The sequence below is a fragment of the Apilactobacillus ozensis DSM 23829 = JCM 17196 genome (assembly GCF_001435995.1).
Lineage (GTDB): Bacteria > Bacillota > Bacilli > Lactobacillales > Lactobacillaceae > Apilactobacillus > Apilactobacillus ozensis.
This window is the reverse complement of the sequence record NZ_AYYQ01000018.1, coordinates 21,218-38,889: the sequence shown is the minus strand read 5'-3', so window position 1 is coordinate 38,889 and position 17,672 is coordinate 21,218. Positions and strand designations below refer to the sequence as shown.

General features: G+C 31.9%; 19 protein-coding genes. All 19 read right to left on the bottom strand.

Annotation, left to right across the window (positions count from 1 at the left end; translation table 11 throughout):
- On the bottom strand, positions 1-507 hold a 507-nt coding region (locus FD06_RS02850; RefSeq protein WP_202812974.1), incomplete at its 3' end, for a helix-turn-helix domain-containing protein.
- Positions 508-592: 85 nt separating this feature from the next.
- A complete protein-coding gene (locus FD06_RS02845) occupies positions 593-1,576 on the bottom strand; it encodes an aldo/keto reductase (protein WP_054658862.1) in 984 nt (327 codons plus the stop codon).
- Between the two features lie 93 nt (positions 1,577-1,669).
- Positions 1,670-2,626, bottom strand: a complete 957-nt coding sequence (locus FD06_RS02840; RefSeq protein WP_420834749.1) for a ribose-phosphate diphosphokinase — start codon at positions 2,624-2,626, stop codon at positions 1,670-1,672.
- Between the two features lie 23 nt (positions 2,627-2,649).
- Positions 2,650-5,067 (bottom strand): SF1B family DNA helicase RecD2, encoded by a 2,418-nt coding sequence (gene recD2, locus FD06_RS02835; protein WP_056965946.1) that lies wholly within the window; start codon positions 5,065-5,067, stop codon positions 2,650-2,652.
- 17 nt (positions 5,068-5,084) lie between these two features.
- The gene (locus FD06_RS02830; RefSeq protein ID WP_056965944.1) at positions 5,085-5,795 is read right to left on the bottom strand and encodes a tetratricopeptide repeat protein; all 711 of its coding nucleotides are present in this window, start codon (positions 5,793-5,795) and stop codon (positions 5,085-5,087) included.
- A gap of 24 nt (positions 5,796-5,819) precedes the next feature.
- Positions 5,820-6,476 (bottom strand): histidine phosphatase family protein, encoded by a 657-nt coding sequence (locus FD06_RS02825; RefSeq protein ID WP_056965942.1) that lies wholly within the window; start codon positions 6,474-6,476, stop codon positions 5,820-5,822.
- Between the two features lie 102 nt (positions 6,477-6,578).
- Positions 6,579-7,706, bottom strand: a complete 1,128-nt coding sequence (gene mnmA / locus FD06_RS02820; protein ID WP_054658255.1) for a tRNA 2-thiouridine(34) synthase MnmA — start codon at positions 7,704-7,706, stop codon at positions 6,579-6,581.
- 115 nt (positions 7,707-7,821) lie between these two features.
- Complete coding sequence (locus tag FD06_RS02815) at positions 7,822-8,163, bottom strand: DUF1831 domain-containing protein (protein WP_054658257.1); 342 nt, start codon at positions 8,161-8,163, stop codon at positions 7,822-7,824.
- 15 nt (positions 8,164-8,178) lie between these two features.
- Complete coding sequence (locus tag FD06_RS02810; protein ID WP_056965940.1) at positions 8,179-9,330, bottom strand: cysteine desulfurase family protein; 1,152 nt, start codon at positions 9,328-9,330, stop codon at positions 8,179-8,181.
- Between the two features lie 14 nt (positions 9,331-9,344).
- Positions 9,345-10,037 (bottom strand): 5'-methylthioadenosine/adenosylhomocysteine nucleosidase, encoded by a 693-nt coding sequence (locus FD06_RS02805; RefSeq protein ID WP_056965938.1) that lies wholly within the window; start codon positions 10,035-10,037, stop codon positions 9,345-9,347.
- 21 nt (positions 10,038-10,058) lie between these two features.
- Complete coding sequence (locus FD06_RS02800; protein ID WP_056965936.1) at positions 10,059-10,316, bottom strand: DUF846 domain-containing protein; 258 nt, start codon at positions 10,314-10,316, stop codon at positions 10,059-10,061.
- An 11-nt stretch (positions 10,317-10,327) separates the two neighbouring features.
- Positions 10,328-10,873: an NUDIX hydrolase gene (locus FD06_RS02795; RefSeq protein ID WP_054658259.1), complete on the bottom strand. Its 546-nt coding sequence runs from the start codon at positions 10,871-10,873 to the stop codon at positions 10,328-10,330.
- Between the two features lie 69 nt (positions 10,874-10,942).
- Entirely contained in the window at positions 10,943-11,146 is a 204-nt protein-coding gene (locus tag FD06_RS02790) for a cold-shock protein (RefSeq protein ID WP_056965934.1), read from the bottom strand.
- A 49-nt stretch (positions 11,147-11,195) separates the two neighbouring features.
- Positions 11,196-13,997, bottom strand: coding sequence for an isoleucine--tRNA ligase (gene ileS, locus FD06_RS02785; protein WP_056965932.1), 2,802 nt, complete (start codon positions 13,995-13,997; stop codon positions 11,196-11,198).
- A gap of 241 nt (positions 13,998-14,238) precedes the next feature.
- The gene (locus FD06_RS02780) at positions 14,239-14,886 is read right to left on the bottom strand and encodes a DivIVA domain-containing protein (protein ID WP_056965930.1); all 648 of its coding nucleotides are present in this window, start codon (positions 14,884-14,886) and stop codon (positions 14,239-14,241) included.
- A 16-nt stretch (positions 14,887-14,902) separates the two neighbouring features.
- The gene (locus tag FD06_RS02775) at positions 14,903-15,694 is read right to left on the bottom strand and encodes a YlmH family RNA-binding protein (protein ID WP_056965928.1); all 792 of its coding nucleotides are present in this window, start codon (positions 15,692-15,694) and stop codon (positions 14,903-14,905) included.
- Positions 15,691-15,960 (bottom strand): YggT family protein, encoded by a 270-nt coding sequence (locus tag FD06_RS02770; RefSeq protein ID WP_054658265.1) that lies wholly within the window; start codon positions 15,958-15,960, stop codon positions 15,691-15,693. Before FD06_RS02770 ends, FD06_RS02775 begins: the two co-directional genes overlap by 4 nt.
- Before the next feature lie 12 nt (positions 15,961-15,972).
- On the bottom strand, positions 15,973-16,362 hold the full coding sequence (locus FD06_RS02765; RefSeq protein ID WP_056965926.1) for a cell division protein SepF: 390 nt from the start codon (positions 16,360-16,362) through the stop codon (positions 15,973-15,975).
- Between the two features lie 31 nt (positions 16,363-16,393).
- The gene (ftsZ, locus tag FD06_RS02760) at positions 16,394-17,665 is read right to left on the bottom strand and encodes a cell division protein FtsZ (protein ID WP_056965924.1); all 1,272 of its coding nucleotides are present in this window, start codon (positions 17,663-17,665) and stop codon (positions 16,394-16,396) included.
- Positions 17,666-17,672: the final 7 nt, after the last annotated feature.

The window sequence follows — 17,672 nt, the reverse complement described above, 5'->3', positions numbered from 1 at the left end:
TAAAGCGGTTTGATGAAAACTTTGATTAATAATTTCTACAGCTTGATATTGATCATACTTGTTAATTAGTTGATTATATTTTAACTGAATGGACAAACTTAAGTTCTCTTTTTCTAAAACTTTAATTTGCTTAATATTACTTTTTGTGAGATTCTTTTTAAGTGGATGTTTGATTGTCATGTGATTAAGCGTCCTATTTTCTAATCTTCTTTCCCATATAAATATTGATGATGGTGAAGAGATATTAAAATGAAGTGCTGTTTCTGGGTATGAGCTTTTGTGGAGTCTCATCCAGTTCAGCACTTTTAATTTATACATATAAGAATATGCTTGTTTACTAGTTTTCACAATTAAACCATTAATTCCATATTTTTGATACATTCGTACCCAAAATAGTACAGTGGCACTACTATCAATATTGTACTTGTGGTTCAACGAAGTTGAACAGGTCCCTGATAAGTATTCTAATACTATTTGTAATTTTAATTCGCTACTAAATTTAACCAAAAAAATAACCCCCAAGTTATTGAACATTTTATTGTCCAACTTTTGGGGGTCACTTCATTAAAAAAATAATTTGTAAACTTTTTTATTACTTGAGAATATTATTAATTGCATCTAACTCCGATGAACTGAAATCAGTATTATCTAATGCTTTTAAATTATTATTCAAATGATCTACTGTTGAAGCACCTGTTACCACGCTAGTAACTATATCTTTATTCAGCAACCATGCTAATCCCATTTGAGCTAAGGATTGATTACGTTGCTTAGCTATATTGTTAAGTTGATTTAATTTATTAACTATTTCTTGTTTACTGTTCAAAACAAAACTATTACTCCAGTGCAACTTAATGTCATCAGGAATTCCGTTTAAGTATTTATCAGTTAATAATCCTTCAGCTAATGGCCCATAAGCAACTAATCCATTATTATCTTCTTTAAGTGCATCAATAGTTCCATCTAATTCAGGTTCACGATTTAACATGTTATAAGAAACTTGATTAACTACAAATGGTGTGTGCATTTCTTTGAAATATTTAGTTATTTCTTTAGTTTGCTCACCATTATAGTTTGATATTCCAACATAAAGCGCCTTACCTGATTTAACTATTCCATCCAATGCTGCTGCAGTTTCTTCAAGATTAGTATTAGGATCAAATCTATGACTATAGTATACATCCACATAGTCTAACCCCATACGTTGCAAAGAAACATCCAGAGCTGCAACCAATGTCTTCTTAGAAGAAAATGATCCATAAGGTCCAGGCCACATGTGATAGCCAGCTTTAGTAGTAATGATTAATTCATCACGATATGGTTTTAAATCTTTTCTATAAACTTGACCAAACATTCTTTCGGCGGCTCCAGAACCAGGTCCATAGTTATTGGCTAAATCATAACTAAAAATCCCCTTATTAAAAGCCTCTAGCATGACTTTTTCACTATCTTTAAAATTAGCGTCATCACCATAACTATGCCACATTCCAAAAGAAATAGCTGGTAATTGTAAGCCTGAATTTCCAGCTCTACGAACTTTTATATTGTCATAACGAGAATCACTTGCTTTATACATAAAAAATTCTCCTCCAATCATATTACACTTAGATTGTATATTTTAGTGCGAAAGATAGTCAAGCAAAAAAGACGCTAATTAATAGCGTCTTTTTTATTTAAATAAATGACCAACTGATTTATTTTCATTAATTAATTTTATAGCTTTAGCAAATAATCCGCTAACGCTTACTACGTCTAATTTATCATTCATTTTTGCTTCTGGAATATAAATAGAATCAGTTAAAATAACGTGATCAATTTTTGAATTACGTATTTTTTCAGAAGCATTACCAGATAACACTGGATGAGTTGAAACTATTGATATTGACTTAGCACCGTGTTGTTTCAAAACATCAGCGGACATAATTGATTTAACACCACTATCTACAATGTCATCAACAACGATGACATCTTTACCATTAACATCACCAATAATAGATGTTGGAATGTTTGATAAGTTGTTAGGATCACGGTTATCAATAATGGCAATTGTTTGATTAATTAATCCGGCAAAACTTCTAGCACGAGCTACTCCATCATAATCTAAAGAAACTACGACCGAATTAGATAAATCATAGTGGTGTTCTAGATGCTTAGCTAATAACTTTTCGGCTTTCAAATGATCAACTGGAATGTCAAAAAATCCTTGAATTTGAGGAGAATGTAAATCTAAAGTAATTACCCTAGTTACACCAGCATTTTCAAAAAGAGAGGCTAACATTTTCACAACAATTGGCTGTCTAGACCTACTTTTGTTAACTGATCTAGAATAACTGTAATAAGGAATCACTACATTAATAGATTTAGCACTAGTTCTTCTGACCGCATCAACCATAATCATTAATTCCATTATATTTGTGTTTATTGGGTCACTAAGTGATTGTATGATGTACACTTCGTCTCCACGAATACTCTCATCAATAGTTATCTTAATTTCACCGTCACTAAAATGATTAATCGTAGCTTTACCTAACGGAATGTTTAAATGACTTGAAATTTTGTTAGCAAGCTCTTTATTAGAATTTAAACTAAATAATTTTAAATTACTAGATTCTTGTTTATCCATAATCTCCTCCATAAGACAAAATCAAATTATTCTTTCATGAATTGAATTGGTTCAATACCGTCCATCCCAATCATTGGATCTATCGAATTACTGTTTATTAATTCTGCAGTAAGCACCTTATTTTTATGACTTGTATAAACATTGTCTATATCATGATACGTTGCTTTATTTGTTTTATCAATAACTTTTTTTATTCTTAGACCCAACGTCGTATTTCGATTAACCGCATTATTTTTTATACACTTAATAAAAGAGCTATAGTCGCCCAACATTATTAACATTTCTGAAGCTCGAGTAATAGCAGTGTAAAGCAAGTTACGTTGTAACATTCGGTCAAATTGTGGAACAATGGGCAATATTACCATTTTAAATTCACTACCTTGTGATTTATGAATCGATGTACAGTATGCCAAGGTAAATTGTTCCCAATCTTTTCGTTCGTAAGTAACTTCATTTTGATCGAATGAAATGGTTATCTTATCCTTACCAGAGCTTTGACCATTTTCAATTTCAATAATTCTACCGATGTCACCATTGTAAATATTATTTTCTGGACTATTAACTAATTGGATGACTTTATCATTTATTCGATAAATAGTTCCCCTAAATTCCACATCATTACTATCAGATTGCTTAGGATTCATAATATTTTGAATAATTTCATTTAAATGGTTTATTCCAGATTCTCCTCGATACATAGGTGCCAGAACTTGCATATCATTTGAACTAAAGCCTCGTTGCTTTGCTTTATTTACGATTTGATTTATTACCGATTGCATTTGTGTGGAATTACAATTAATAAAACTACGATCGGGCTTTTTATCAACTAAGTCGTTAGGAATTTCTCCATTTTTAACATCATGAGCTAGAGAAATAATCGTAGAATGTTGGTCTTGACGATAGATTGTATTTAAATGTATTCCTGGAATTAAATCTGAATTTAACAAGTCATGAAAGACTTGACCAGGCCCTACAGATGGTAATTGGTCCTCATCACCAACTAAAATAACTTTCATGTGATTAGGAATTGAACTCATCAATAGTTTAAATAAATCAACATCAACCATAGACATTTCGTCTACTATTAATAAACTACCTTCTAACTCCTGGTCCACTTCATTATTATCATAACTATTTAAACCTAGTAGTCGATGAATTGTATTAGCTGGTAGCCCCGTTGACTCACTCATCTTTTTAGCTGCCCTACCTGTCGGTGCCGCTAAAAGAATTGGAAAATTTTCTTCTTTATAATCATTAATGTTCAAAGAAATATTATTAAGTTCTGCAAATAAATATACAAGTCCTTTAATAATAGTCGTTTTACCAGTTCCTGGACCCCCAGTTAACAAAAACAATTGTGAATTAATTGCTCTTTTTAAAGCGTTTAATTGTGATTCGTCATAGTTAATGTGTAATTTACTTTCAATTTGATTAATCGTTTTATCTAATGCTTCAGTTTTAAAAACAGTATTAGATTTATAATCTAGCAGGTTCTTTATATTTTCAGCTATCTGCCATTCGTAATTATAAAATTTTGATAAATAGATTCGATTGTCTTCGCCGACGATTTTCTCATCTCTAGCTAAATTAATTAACTCCTTAGCCAATAATTCACCATCGACTTCATCATATCCATTATTATTCAATATATCTAAGGTCATATTTAACAAGGGTTCTGTAGTTGTATAAGTATCCCCATTTTTTATAGATAGTTGATTAAGTGCCGTAATTATGCCCGCCCTAATTCTTCCAGGGTCATTAAAGGCAATTCCGTTTTTCTGGGCAATTGCATCTGCTCTTTTAAAACTTATTCCTTTAATGTCTTCTACCATCTTATAGGGATTTTGTTTAAGAATATCTAACGTATCACCTTTATAGGTGTTAAATATTTTAGCAGCTATTTGATTACCAAAACCATAACTATTTAAACCAATAATAATTTGTTCGGTACCGTTATTAGCCTTAATTCCATCAACAATGGTTTCTGATTGCTTTTTACTAAGCCCTAACTGATTCAAGACATTATTATCGTTCAAAATTTGATTAATTGCAGTCGTTCCAAGTGCATAAACAACATTTTGAGCAGTTTTTTTACCTATTCCTGGAAATTTATCACTAGATAAATAAGCAATTAAACCATTTTCTGAAGTTGGCGTATTATTTTCATAGTTATGAGCTTGAAATTGTTTACCATATTTCGGATGATTAACTATTTTACCAAAAAATTTATATTCATTGCCTTCAATAATTTCACCAAAGCTACCGGTAATAACCATTTCATCTTCATGCCACTCAATATTAGTATTCACTACTTGAACTAAGATAACTTTATAAAAGCTATCATTACTTTCAAAAAAAATAGTAGAAACTTTTCCCTCAACATAAAGAACTCCGTTATCATTGCTTGAATCATTTAATGAAAATAAATCCATTGTTTCAGCCATGGTAAACCAGTTCCCTTCTATTGTTCTTGTTTGGATTTAATTAATTTTTCGATATCAGAAAGTCTATTTTTGCTTTTTTCAAAGTATTTTAAATCATATTTTTTAGCTTTAACAAAATAATCATTAAACTCTTCTCCATTTACCATTGCAGTTAATCCTCGCTCAAAATATGCTTTACCATTTTGTGGTTGAGCTTTGATTACTACGTCTAAAAAGCCTGCGGCCTCTTCAAAGCTACCCAATGCGATTAAACTTTCACCTAAAATATAATTGATATCAGGATTTTGTTTTCTCATCCCCTGGGCAGTTAACGCAAATACAACTGCACGCTTATAATCATCTTTGGACATGTAACTTTGTGCCAACATCATATATGCATCAAATTTTAGCTTATCATCTTGAACTTTGCTAAACTGCTCAATTGCTTTATCGAAGTCACCAGCACTGTAATAAACATTCCCCAAACCATATAGTAATGTATTTTTAGCCTCTTTACTACGTTCAGCAAATAATCCTAAAGCCTTCATAATTAGCTCTTCAGCTTGGGTATAATTATGCAATTCAACTAGAAAAGCACCTAATTCATAATAAGTTCGATAATCGTGTGGATGCTCGTCAATCCCATTCACTAATTTATGTAGGGTCGCATCCGCTTGTTTTTGCTTAAGTTCACGTTCTTTTTCAACCTTATCGTGTTGAGATTTAATATTTTTTGTATGTTCATCCATTTATAATGTCACCTCATTATTGGTTTATATTAAATCAGTTTTGTTCAAACTTCTAGATAGATAATCTGTATAGTTCCATTTTAATAGCTTAAAAGTTTTGCCATGATCGTTAGTTTCTAAAACAGTTGTACTGGTATTAGCGAGTCCACCGCGCTTTCTTAAATCTTTGACTGGAACATCCAATAGAGAGTTAATTAAAGCATTTAATGCGGCACCATGACTTACTATGAGTATATTATCGTCATTATCGTAATAACTAGCTATTGATTTAATAGCTGGAGTCATTCGATTAATAACATCATAAAAACTCTCACCATCTATTTCACTAGCATCATATTTATCGGGATGATTTCTAAAACTGTCAAAAGCATTAGGATACAGTTTAGTAACATCTGTAAACTTCATACCCTCCATTTTGCCTAAGTCAAACTCCTTTAAGCGACTTAATAGTGTTAGTTTAGGCGAATCATCTAATCTATCTAATATTTTTTCAGCAGTAACCCTAGCCCTTTTAATTGGACTAGCGTAAGCATGTGAAAAGGTCGTTTTATTCAAAAATTGAGCCAAGTCTTTAATTTCATTAAAACTTTCAGGCAATAATTCAGAATCGCCGCCCGCACCTTGATAACGACTTTCTAAATTCCATTTTGTTTTACCATGTCTAATAAAATATAGTTTCACTTTAATCCCTCATTGATATTTATTTATGTCTACATTATCTCAGTTTCACGAGTTAAATTCAAAATTAAAAAGGCATTGTTTAAATAACAATACCTTTCTAGTTTAAATATATTGTAACTCTTTATCGTTTTGGTAGGCTGCATCAATGATGGCTGAACCTAAACATTCTTCACCATCATAAAATACGACCGCTTGACCAGGAGTAACAGCCCTAGCTGGGTCATCGAATGTCACTCTTAGAGATTTACCATCATCGTTTAAATGAACAGTAACTCCACAGTCCTTTTGGCGATAGCGGAATTTAGCAGTACAACGGAAATCATTACCGCGATTAGAAATATCATTAATCCAGAAAATATCAGACGCTACTAAATAATCAGCATATAAATGCTTATTTTCGTAGCCTTTACCTACATATAAAATATTTTTGGATAAGTCTTTCCCCACTACGAACCATGGTTGGTTATCAACACCATCGCCACCAATTCCAAGTCCACGGCGTTGACCAATTGTATAATACATAAGGCCATCATGAGTTCCTTTAACCTCACCATCAAAAGTCATCATCTTACCAGATACTGATGGTAAATAATTGCTCAAGAATGATTTAAAATTCTTTTCACCAATAAAACAGATTCCCATTGAATCTTTTTTATCAGCAGTAGCTAAACCGGCTTCTTTTGCAATCTTTCTAACATCTGGTTTGTCCATGTTTCCAATTGGAAACATTACACGATCAAGTTGGTCAGCAGAAAGTTGACTTAAGAAATAAGTTTGGTCTTTGTTATCGTCACTACCTCTAAGTAAATGATTATGACCATCTTCATCCCTGGTTAAACGTGCATAATGACCAGTCGCAATATAATCAGCACCTAATTCCAGTGCATAGTCTAAAAATGCTCTAAATTTAATTTCTTTGTTACAAATAACATCAGGATCAGGAGTTCTACCTTTTTTATATTCGTCTAAGAAGTAAGTAAATACACGGTCCCAATATTCTTTTTCAAAGTTAACGGAGTAATAAGGAATTCCTATTTCAGAAGCCACTTTGGCAACATCTTTATAATCCTCGGTTGCTGTACAAACTCCATTTTCATCGGTATCATCCCAGTTCTTCATAAATACACCAACAACGTCGTATCCTTGTTGTTTTAGTAAGTATGCAGATACTGATGAATCGACTCCACCTGACATGCCGACAACGACACGCGTGTTACTATTGTCTTGCATAAAATCACCATCATTTCATAATATAGATTCTGGAGAATCTACGATTTGAAGGTCGTATAAATTCCAGCATGAAATATAATATCTTATTTTACTTACTAATTGCAAGTACCTAATATTAAGCTTCAATAATTACTTCACGTTCAATAAGATTATTTAAGATAAATCTTACTTGGTCAACATCACTCTTATGTTTTTCATCTTTAAATATATTTACTTTTTGCATACCGTTACCAGTTACGATGGACATTTTGAAACCAGTCAAATCATTTTTAAAGGTAATTTTTATTCTAATGCCATTTCCATAAGGGTTATTAACGTCCAAAGATCTTTCATACAAAAAGTTTTCAGCATTAGTGTCGTTAAAGCCTAAATCTCTTAAGGTGAATTTCTTAACACTAGGATTAATTTTATAAGTAATGTTATCTCCTAGAAGTCTGTTTTCTTTAGCAAATGCCATTTTAAAATCTCCTAATTACTTTCTTAATCGCTTTACTATCTTAACTGTACTATTTATAAAAGCATCTACTTCTTCAATAGTTGTGTACTGTCCAAAACTAACTCGAATAGACTCATCAATTCGATTACTGTCACTGCCAAACATAGCTGTTAAAACGTGTGATGGTTCAATGCTTCCCGCTGTACAAGCTGAACCAGCTGACACAGCAACCCCATCTAAGTCTAAATTAGTTTGCATTAAATAAGTGGAAACTCCCTTTATCCACAAATTAAAAACGTGTTGTAAATTATCATGAAAGCTAATTTGTCCATTAATTGCAAATTCAATATTGTTCTCAGTAAAAGCTTGTTGTATGTGTTTTTTAAAATCATAGAATCTTTGATTTAACACTTTTTTATGCTCATCCGTTAAGTTACTAACCGCTGTAGCGAACCCCGAAATAGCTGGAACATTTTCTGTACCAGCACGACGTTTTTCTTCCTGATCGCCACCTTTAATAAAGCTTGGAAAATCAATCCCTGTTTTGCGATATAAAAATCCTACCATCTTAGGTCCATTTATCTTATGGGCTGAAGTAGACAGTAAATCAATGTAATCTCGCTTAACATCAATATCACAAAGTCCATAGGCTTGAACAGCATCAGTGTGAAAAACTGCTTGATGATTTTTAAGTAATTCTCCTATTTCATGAATAGGCATTAAACTACCTACCTCATTGTTACCATACATAATACTTACCAATATAGTTTCATCATCCAAATTAGCTTTTAAATCTTCTAAAGAAATATTTCCATGTTCATCAACTGGCAAATAGGTAACTTTAAATCCATTTTTTTCTAAAAATTCAAGTGGCTTTAATACAGCTTCATGTTCTATGGAAGTTGTAATAATATGATTTCCTAGATTCTTTCTACTGTTAGCAATTTGCATAATGGCAGTGTTATCACTTTCAGTACCACCACTTGTAAATACAATTTCATCATCGTTGGCATTAATACTGTTAGCTATTATATGACGACTATTCTCCAAAATAGTATGTGCGTCTCGACCAAAACTATAAAGTGTGGACGCATTCCCAAAATTATTTTTAAACTTGCCATACATATCTTCTAACACATTTTCAGCAATCGGGGTAGTAGCAGCATTATCTAAATAAACTTTCTTCAATTTTAACCCGCTTTCTATTGTTGATTTTCAAATAAATCTAGCAACATTTTAGCTGATTTTTTCCCAGCTTCGATAATGAACTCATTAAAACTAGTATCAGCATTTTCATCCCCAACATCAGACATAGCACGTACAACTACATATGGAACTTCAAATTGATTAGCAACTTGTCCCACAGCTGCACCTTCCATTTCACAAGATAATGCATCAGGGAAATATTTTAAAATATTGTTAATTGTGTTTTTGTCTGCAACAAATTGATCACCTGAAACAATTAAACCAGCTTTAGTATTTAAGCCCACTTCTTTAGATGCACTAATTATTTTTTTAGACCATTTTTCAGATGCTTGAAATCTTGATGGTTGTCCTGGAAGTTGTCCATATTCATAACCAGCAGCTCTAGCATCAGCATCGTGATAAGCTGTTTCGGTAGAAACTACAACATCCCCTACTGATAATCCTTCACCGATTCCACCAGCAGAACCTGAATTTATAACAACGTCGGCATTGAATTTAGTAATTAGTAAAGCAGTTGATATACCAGCTTCAACTTTTCCAATTCCAGATTTTACAAGCACTACCGATTGACCGAAAATATTACCTTCATAGAAAATAATACCTTTAACGTTAACTTCTTTTTTACTATCTAAGTTGTCAATTAAAGTTTTAATCTCTTCATCCATTGCACATAATATACCAAATTTCATAAAAAATACTCCTAATATATTTTATGGATTAAAAAAGAAAAGTATTAAAAATACGATAATAATCCCCATACATAAGTATAAAATTATCCAATTAAGCTTTTTGGATATCCTATTGTGACGACTATTTTTATCTTCTTTTTCAAATCCTAAATTTTCTTCATTAATGTTTACTTCATCATTATTTAACTTTTCATCATCTTTTTGAATAGTCTTTTTTTGTTGCTCTCGATATTGTTTACGCGTTAATCTTTCATAGTTTTCTTCATTATTACCATTCATAAATTAAACCTCTATTTTTGCATTAGTTTCCAATACAAAATAGCCATAATAGTTTTGGCATCCTCAATTTTACCAGATTTAATTAACTCTTCAGCTTCATTTAAAGAATAAGCGGATATGTTTAAATACTCACCTTTATCACGCGGTAACTCTTTATCAACTGGAATTAATTCGGTTGCTAGATAAAGATCCATATATTCATCAGAAAATCCGACTGTTGAATAGAATCCCGAGATTCTGCTTAAATTTTTAGCATGATATCTAGTTTCCTCATTCAATTCACGAATGGCAGCATCTTTAGATGAGGTGTTGTCTCTAGAATCAACCTTACCTGCCGGTATCTCTAAAATAGTTTTGCCAATAGGTGCACGCCACTGCTTTTCAATCAAAATTTTATTATCATCAGTAATCGCTAAAATACCCACGGCCTTAGCGTGATGTACAACATCACGAGTTGCTGTATCACCATTTGGCAATTCAACAGTTTGCTTTTCTACATTAATAATTGAACCATTATACTTAGGTTCAATTCCTAGAACTTTTTCTTTAAAATTCATTAATATCACCCTTTACTTTAATAAGTTAATTCTAGCGATATTTAATATTTTTTTCAAACAAGATAACAACTATTCTAAAATTGTTATTTTTACAGCTTGTAAACCTTTTTTGCCTTCAGCCACTTGGTAGGTTGCTTTTTGACCAATTGCAATATCTTTAGATCTCTTATTGATTACAGCCGAAGCATGAAAGAAAACTTTATTTTTATCATCATCTTTCAAAAAACCAAAATCATGTTCAGCGTTAAAATTATCTATTTTTCCGTTTATCATAATATATTATCTCCTAAATAAAAAAGCTGGGACAATGCCCAGACTTTTATTAATCTTCAAATCCTTCAGTCAATGTTTCAGGAAAATCTTTTCTAACGATATCAGCACAACGTTCACAAAATTCAGGATAATCTTTATCTGAACCTACGTCAGTTTTAATTAAACGACAACGTGAGCAAACTTTTCCATCTGCATTTTCAACTTTAATTGCTACTTCATCTCTAAATTTTTCAGCATCAGCGGGTGCATTTTCAATAGAGTCTAAATGAAGTTGTGAAACCATTAGAACTTGACGTACATTAGCATTCAACTTATCAAATAAAGCTTCAGTTCCATCGCTTAGGTAAAGTGATAATTTAGCTTCAGAAGCTTTACCAATTAATTTAGCATTACGAGATTCTTCTAAAGCCTTAAGTACATCGTCTCTCAACAACATAAATTGATGCCAATTATTTAAGATTTCATCTTCATTGTCATAGTGAACAACTTCTGGCATTTCAGCAAGTTGAACAAAGTCTTCTGGTTCTTTTAAGAACTTCCAAATTTCTTCAGTAGTATGTGGCAAAATTGGTGTCATTAATTTTGTTAAAGCTACTGCAACTTTGTAGAGTACGGTTTGCATTGATCTTCTAGTCAAACTATTTTCAGAATCAATGTATAAAACATCTTTAGCAAAGTCTAGGTAAAATGCTGATAAATCAGCATTGATAAATGATAACAATTTCTTATTTAAGTTTAAGAAATCATAATTATCATAATCATTTTTAACATCTTTAACAAATTTATTAAGTTTAACAAACATGTATTGGTCTACTGATGATAAATCAGAAAATTCTACTGCATCGTTTTCAGGATTAAAATCACTAGTGTTAGCTAAAACATAACGCATAGTATTTCTAATTTTCTTGTAACTGTCAGAAACCTTAACAAAGTTTTCCATAGAAACGCGTACATCAGCAGATGTATCAACAGAAGTAACCCATAATCTAACAATCTCAGCACCCATTTTCTTAATAACATCATTAGGAGCAATGGTATTGCCAAGTGATTTACTCATTTTATGACCTTTACCATCTAAAGTAAATCCTTGAGAAACTAATTGTTTATATGGTGCTGAACCAGAAAATGCAACGCTGGTAATTAAACTAGAGTTGAACCAACCACGATATTGGTCAGAACCTTCAAGATAAACATCAGCTGGATATGTTAAGTCATCACGTTCAGCACAAACTCCTTGATGTGATGAACCAGAATCAAACCAAACATCCATAATGTCATTTTCTTTAGTAAATTTACCATTAGGAGAATGTTCGCTACTAAATCCTGCTGGGAGTAAGTCCTTAGCATCTTTTTCAAACCAAATATCAGAACCATGTTTAGCAAATAAATCTGCTACGTGGTCAGTAGTTTCTTTAGTGATAATTGGAGTACCATCTTCAGCATAAAAGATAGGTAGTGGAACTCCCCAAACTCGTTGTCTAGAGATTACCCAATCACCACGATCACGAATCATGTTATAAAGACGTTTTTTACCCCAACCTGGTTTAAAGTCAACATTATCAATGGCACTTAAAATTTGGTCACGGATTTTGTCAACCGATGCAAACCATTGAGGAGTAGCACGGTAAATAACTGGTTTTTTAGTTCTCCAGTCAAATGGATAACTGTGTTCAATTGGCATGTATTTTAGTAAAAGATTTTTTTCTTTTAACTTGTTTAAAGAAATTTCATTAGCATCATCATAGAAGACACCTTCAAAATCTTCACCAGCTTCTTTAGTTAAGTATCCTTTACTATCAACATCAACAAAAATATCTAGGCCATATTTTTTACCAACATTATAATCATCTTCACCAAAACCAGGAGCTGTATGAACTAATCCTGTACCAGTATCGATAGTAACAAAATCGCCTAACATCGTTAAAATTTTACGACTAGCATCAAATGGATGTTCTGCTAATACACCTTCTAATTCTTGTCCTTTAACTACTTTTAATGTCTTATAGTTTTCCCAACCAAATAATTCAGCATCTTTTTCAAGTAATTCACTTGCAATTACGAATTTACGATCATCGCCTTCTGTTTGAACTACTGAATAGTCAAATGATGCATCAATTGTAATACCTTCAGATGCTGGAATAGTCCAAGGTGTTGTTGTCCAAACAACCATGTAGGTATTATCTTCATCCAAGACACCCTTACCATCAATTACTTTTTCAGCATAGAATGCTGATGGGGAAGTAATATCATGATATTCAACTTCGGCTTCTGCCATTGCTGATTCTGAAGACCAAGACCAAATTACCGGTTTTTTACCTCTATAAATCAAACCTTTTTCAGCCATCTTACCAAATACTCTAATTTCGGCTGCTTCAAATTCAGGTTTTAAGGTTAAATATGGATTATCCCAATCACCTGAAACTCCCAATCTTTTAAATTCTTCTCTTTGTTTGTTAACTTGTTTAAGTGCATACTCATGACATAATTTTCTAAATTCATTGGGGCTCATTTTTTTACGATCATAACCAGCTTGAGTTAACTTTTGTTCAATAGGTAATCCATGTGTATCCCATCCAGGAACATAAGGTGCTCTAAATCCGTTCATTGACTTATATCTAACAATAAAGTCTTTAGAAATTTTATTCATAGCATGTCCCATATGAATATCACCATTAGCATATGGAGGTCCATCATGAAGAACAAAACTTGGCTTGCCTTCGTTTAACTTTTGTCTTAATTGATAAACTTTATTTTCTTCCCACAATGTTTGTCTTTCAGCTTCTTTAACAGGAAGATTACCACGCATTTTAAATTTAGTTTTACCCAAATTTAAAGTATCCTTAATTCTCATAAATATTTCCTCCCCTTTTATAAAACAATTCTAAACAAAAAAGACCTCGTCATAGGGACGAAGTCTTCCGTGGTACCACCCAAATTTAGAATTCAATAATTCTCTCTTTAAAATTGATAATTTTACAGAATAATCTGCAGAGATGATATGAAAGTAATAAGGGACAACTAGTCTCGCACCATTCACTAGCTCGCTTTTTGTATTATTACAGTCTTTTTATTCTCTATATCAAAATAATTATTTAATTATTTTTAAAGGATCCATCTGGATAAAAAGTGACTGTCGATTGTAAACTTTCACCAGATAATTCTTTATCCTTAGAGTTTACTCTTGAACCTTTTGAGTTGTCAAGTTCATTTATTATGTTCTGGGCAGACATTAAAGATTCTTGAGTGTTATTTGCAGCATTTTCCCAATCTGCTTTATTAACAAATTCTAATTGTGCATTTAATAAGTCGTTTAGCTTATTTCTGAAAGTAAGATTACTTTTTCTTAAAGAATCATTAACTGCTATCAATTTTTTAGTCTCTTGGGAAGCTTTTTCTAGAACTTCATTTGCTTTTTTATTAGCATCATCAAGAATTTTATCAGCTTTTTTTTGGGCTTCTTGGTTAGCGATTGAAGCTTCTTTTTGTGATTTTTGCTTTAGCTTATCAGCAGCTTCTTGAGCAACTATAATTGATTGATTTAAAGAATCCTTCATAGAATTAAAATAGTTTAATTCTTTAGAAACTTCACGATTTTTAGATTTTAAGCTTTCATTTTCTTCAAGCGTAATTTGATAATCTTTAATAATTTGATCTAAAAAATCGTTTACCTCATCAATATTATAACCACGCATTTTGGTAGAGAACTCTTTATTATGAATATCTTGTGGGCTTAGTACCATGTTTTCCCCCTCCAAATCATTTATTTCTTATAACTTTAATACTAGACTTTATCTTATCTTTTTTAGTAATTCCATCTAAACTAACTATTTTAAAACGACCGTATCCACGAACAGATACTACATCCTTCAATGAAATTTCAAAATCCGGTTTGTCTAATAATTGCCAATTAAAATGAACCAAATTATGCGATACTAAGTTTTTAGAATCTTTGCGAGATAAATGAAAAACGCTAGATAATACATTATCAATTCTTAGAGACGTTAGTATACAAAAAACGTTTTGGCTATTATCTAGTTTATGTTTTATCTTAGAAGAAAAGTTTACATAATCTACTGAAACATTAATTTTTCCTATCTTATTCAAATTTAAAGAAATATAGTTATAAATTTCTTTTGAACAAAAAAACTGCCATCGGTCTCCATCTGAGATAATATCACCAATAGTATTTCGATTAATTCCAAGACCCATCAAACTACCTAAAACCTGACTATGGTGAATAGTCGAAAATTTTTCAGGATATTTTATTTCACACAAAACAACTTCAAAATCACTATTATCGGGTTCATAATAATTAGGATATATAAGTGTCCGAGTCATTTCAGCATCATCGAATCCGCCGTATGATTGAAATTTCAATTCATCATAAGAATTAATAATTGTCTCTAAAATATAAACCTGTCTAGGATTAAGGAAATTAGTTAAAACCGGACGATATTGAGTGGAGGCTTTTTGTGCAATATCATCAATGTAATCAATAAATGGAGCTTCTTCTTTTCTAAAATGTTGAATAATGTCATTATTGCTCATGGTATTAATATCACTTGGAAATAATTAATTAACATTCTAACTAATTGCAAAACAACAATAGCCACTACTGGTGAAAAATCAACCATCCCAACTATTGCAAACTTAAACAATGACTCAAAAGGATACACTATTTTGCTTACAAATTGGCCAAATTTAGAATAAGAAGCTCCTGGCAAAAAAGTCATTAAAGAATTTATTAAAATTGCAATAATGTATAGAAAAATTAACTTATCTAAAAGACTCATAAGATTAAATAAAATAAACATTAGATTTATCTCCTAACGAAATTTTTCATCAAGTCCTTTTTTTACATCCCCAGAAACTGTAAAATCATGCGGAGTAAATAAAAACACTCTATCTGATATTCTTTCAATACTTCCGTTAATGGTAAAAACAACTCCATTTAAAAAATCGATAATTCTTTTAATTGATTCGTTGTCAGCACTATCAAAATTAATAACTACAGCGTTGTTATCTACCAGTTTGGACGCAATGACTTTTACATCAGAATAAATTCTTGGCTCAAAAACTGAAATTTTACTTTTTTCATGAACTTTTTTATCAAGAGAAACTACTTTGTCTGGTCGATAATTAGGAGTATTGTCGATATATTTTTCGTCATCATCATCTGTTCCAAAAAAATTACTAAAACTAAATTTGCTAGACATATATAATCACTCCAATTGAGTAAATCAATGCTTATCTTTTATTTCTAAATTTAAAGAATGGAGGTAAGTCATCATCTGAACTATCATCTACATTGCTTTGATTTTGGCTAGAGTTATTAGCATCGAATGGATCAAACTCTTGCTTTTTAACGTTATCAAAGCGATTATCTTTACTTGGTTTTTCTTTTATGTCCCAATCATTAAGTGGGTCATTGCCTGATAACTTATCATTAGAATCGCTTTTAGGTCTTGGACTAACTGTTTCATGGTTATCGTGACGAGGAGAAACAATTTTACCTAATTGGCTTCCAGTTGATTTGTTATCATTATTAATTATGTTTCTATGTTCTTGATCAATCCCAGTTGCAATTACTGTAACTCTTACTTCGTCACCTAAGTCTTCGTCAATAGATGTACCAAAAATAATATTAACATCATTAGTTGCAGCTTGAGACACAATATCAGAAGCATCTTGAGCTTCAAATAGTGACAAGTCAGGTCCACCTGTAATGTTTAATAATACTTGTTCAGCACCATCAATTGAAACTTCAAGTAATGGTGAAGAAATAGCTTTTTTAGTAGCTTCTGCAGTTCTGTTTTCACCATTAGAAGAACCAATTCCCATTAAAGCTGAACCTTTATTTTGCATTACTGTTTTAACGTCAGCAAAATCCAAGTTAACATATCCTGGACTAGTAATTAAATCTGATATACCTTGCACACCTTGTCTTAAGACATTATCTGCCTCTTGGAACGCTTCCATCATAGGAGTTTTCTTATCTACTATTTCTAAAAGTCTGTTGTTAGCAATAATAATTAAAGTGTCAACATTTTCTTTTAATGCGGCAGTTCCTTCAGCAGCATATCTAGAACGTTTTGGTCCTTCAAAAGTAAATGGTCTAGTAACTACCCCAACTGTTAAAGCACCTTGGTCTTTAGCAATTTTAGCCACAATTGGTGCAGCACCATTACCAGTACCACCACCCATTCCAGCCGTAACAAATACCATATCAGCACCTTCAAGGGCTTGAGCAATTGCTTCTTCACTTTCTTCAGCAGCCTTACTTCCAACTTCTGGATTAGATCCTGCACCCAATCCCTTTGTTAGTTTTGGCCCTAATTGAATTTTAGTTTCTGCATTAGAAGTGCTCAATGCTTGCACGTCGGTGTTGGCTACGATAAATTCAACACCCTTAACATTTTCCTTAATCATTCGATTAACAGCGTTACTACCACCGCCACCTACTCCGATTACTTTTATTCTTGCACCATGATTTTCGTTTGAGTCTAATGAAAATTCCATTTTAATT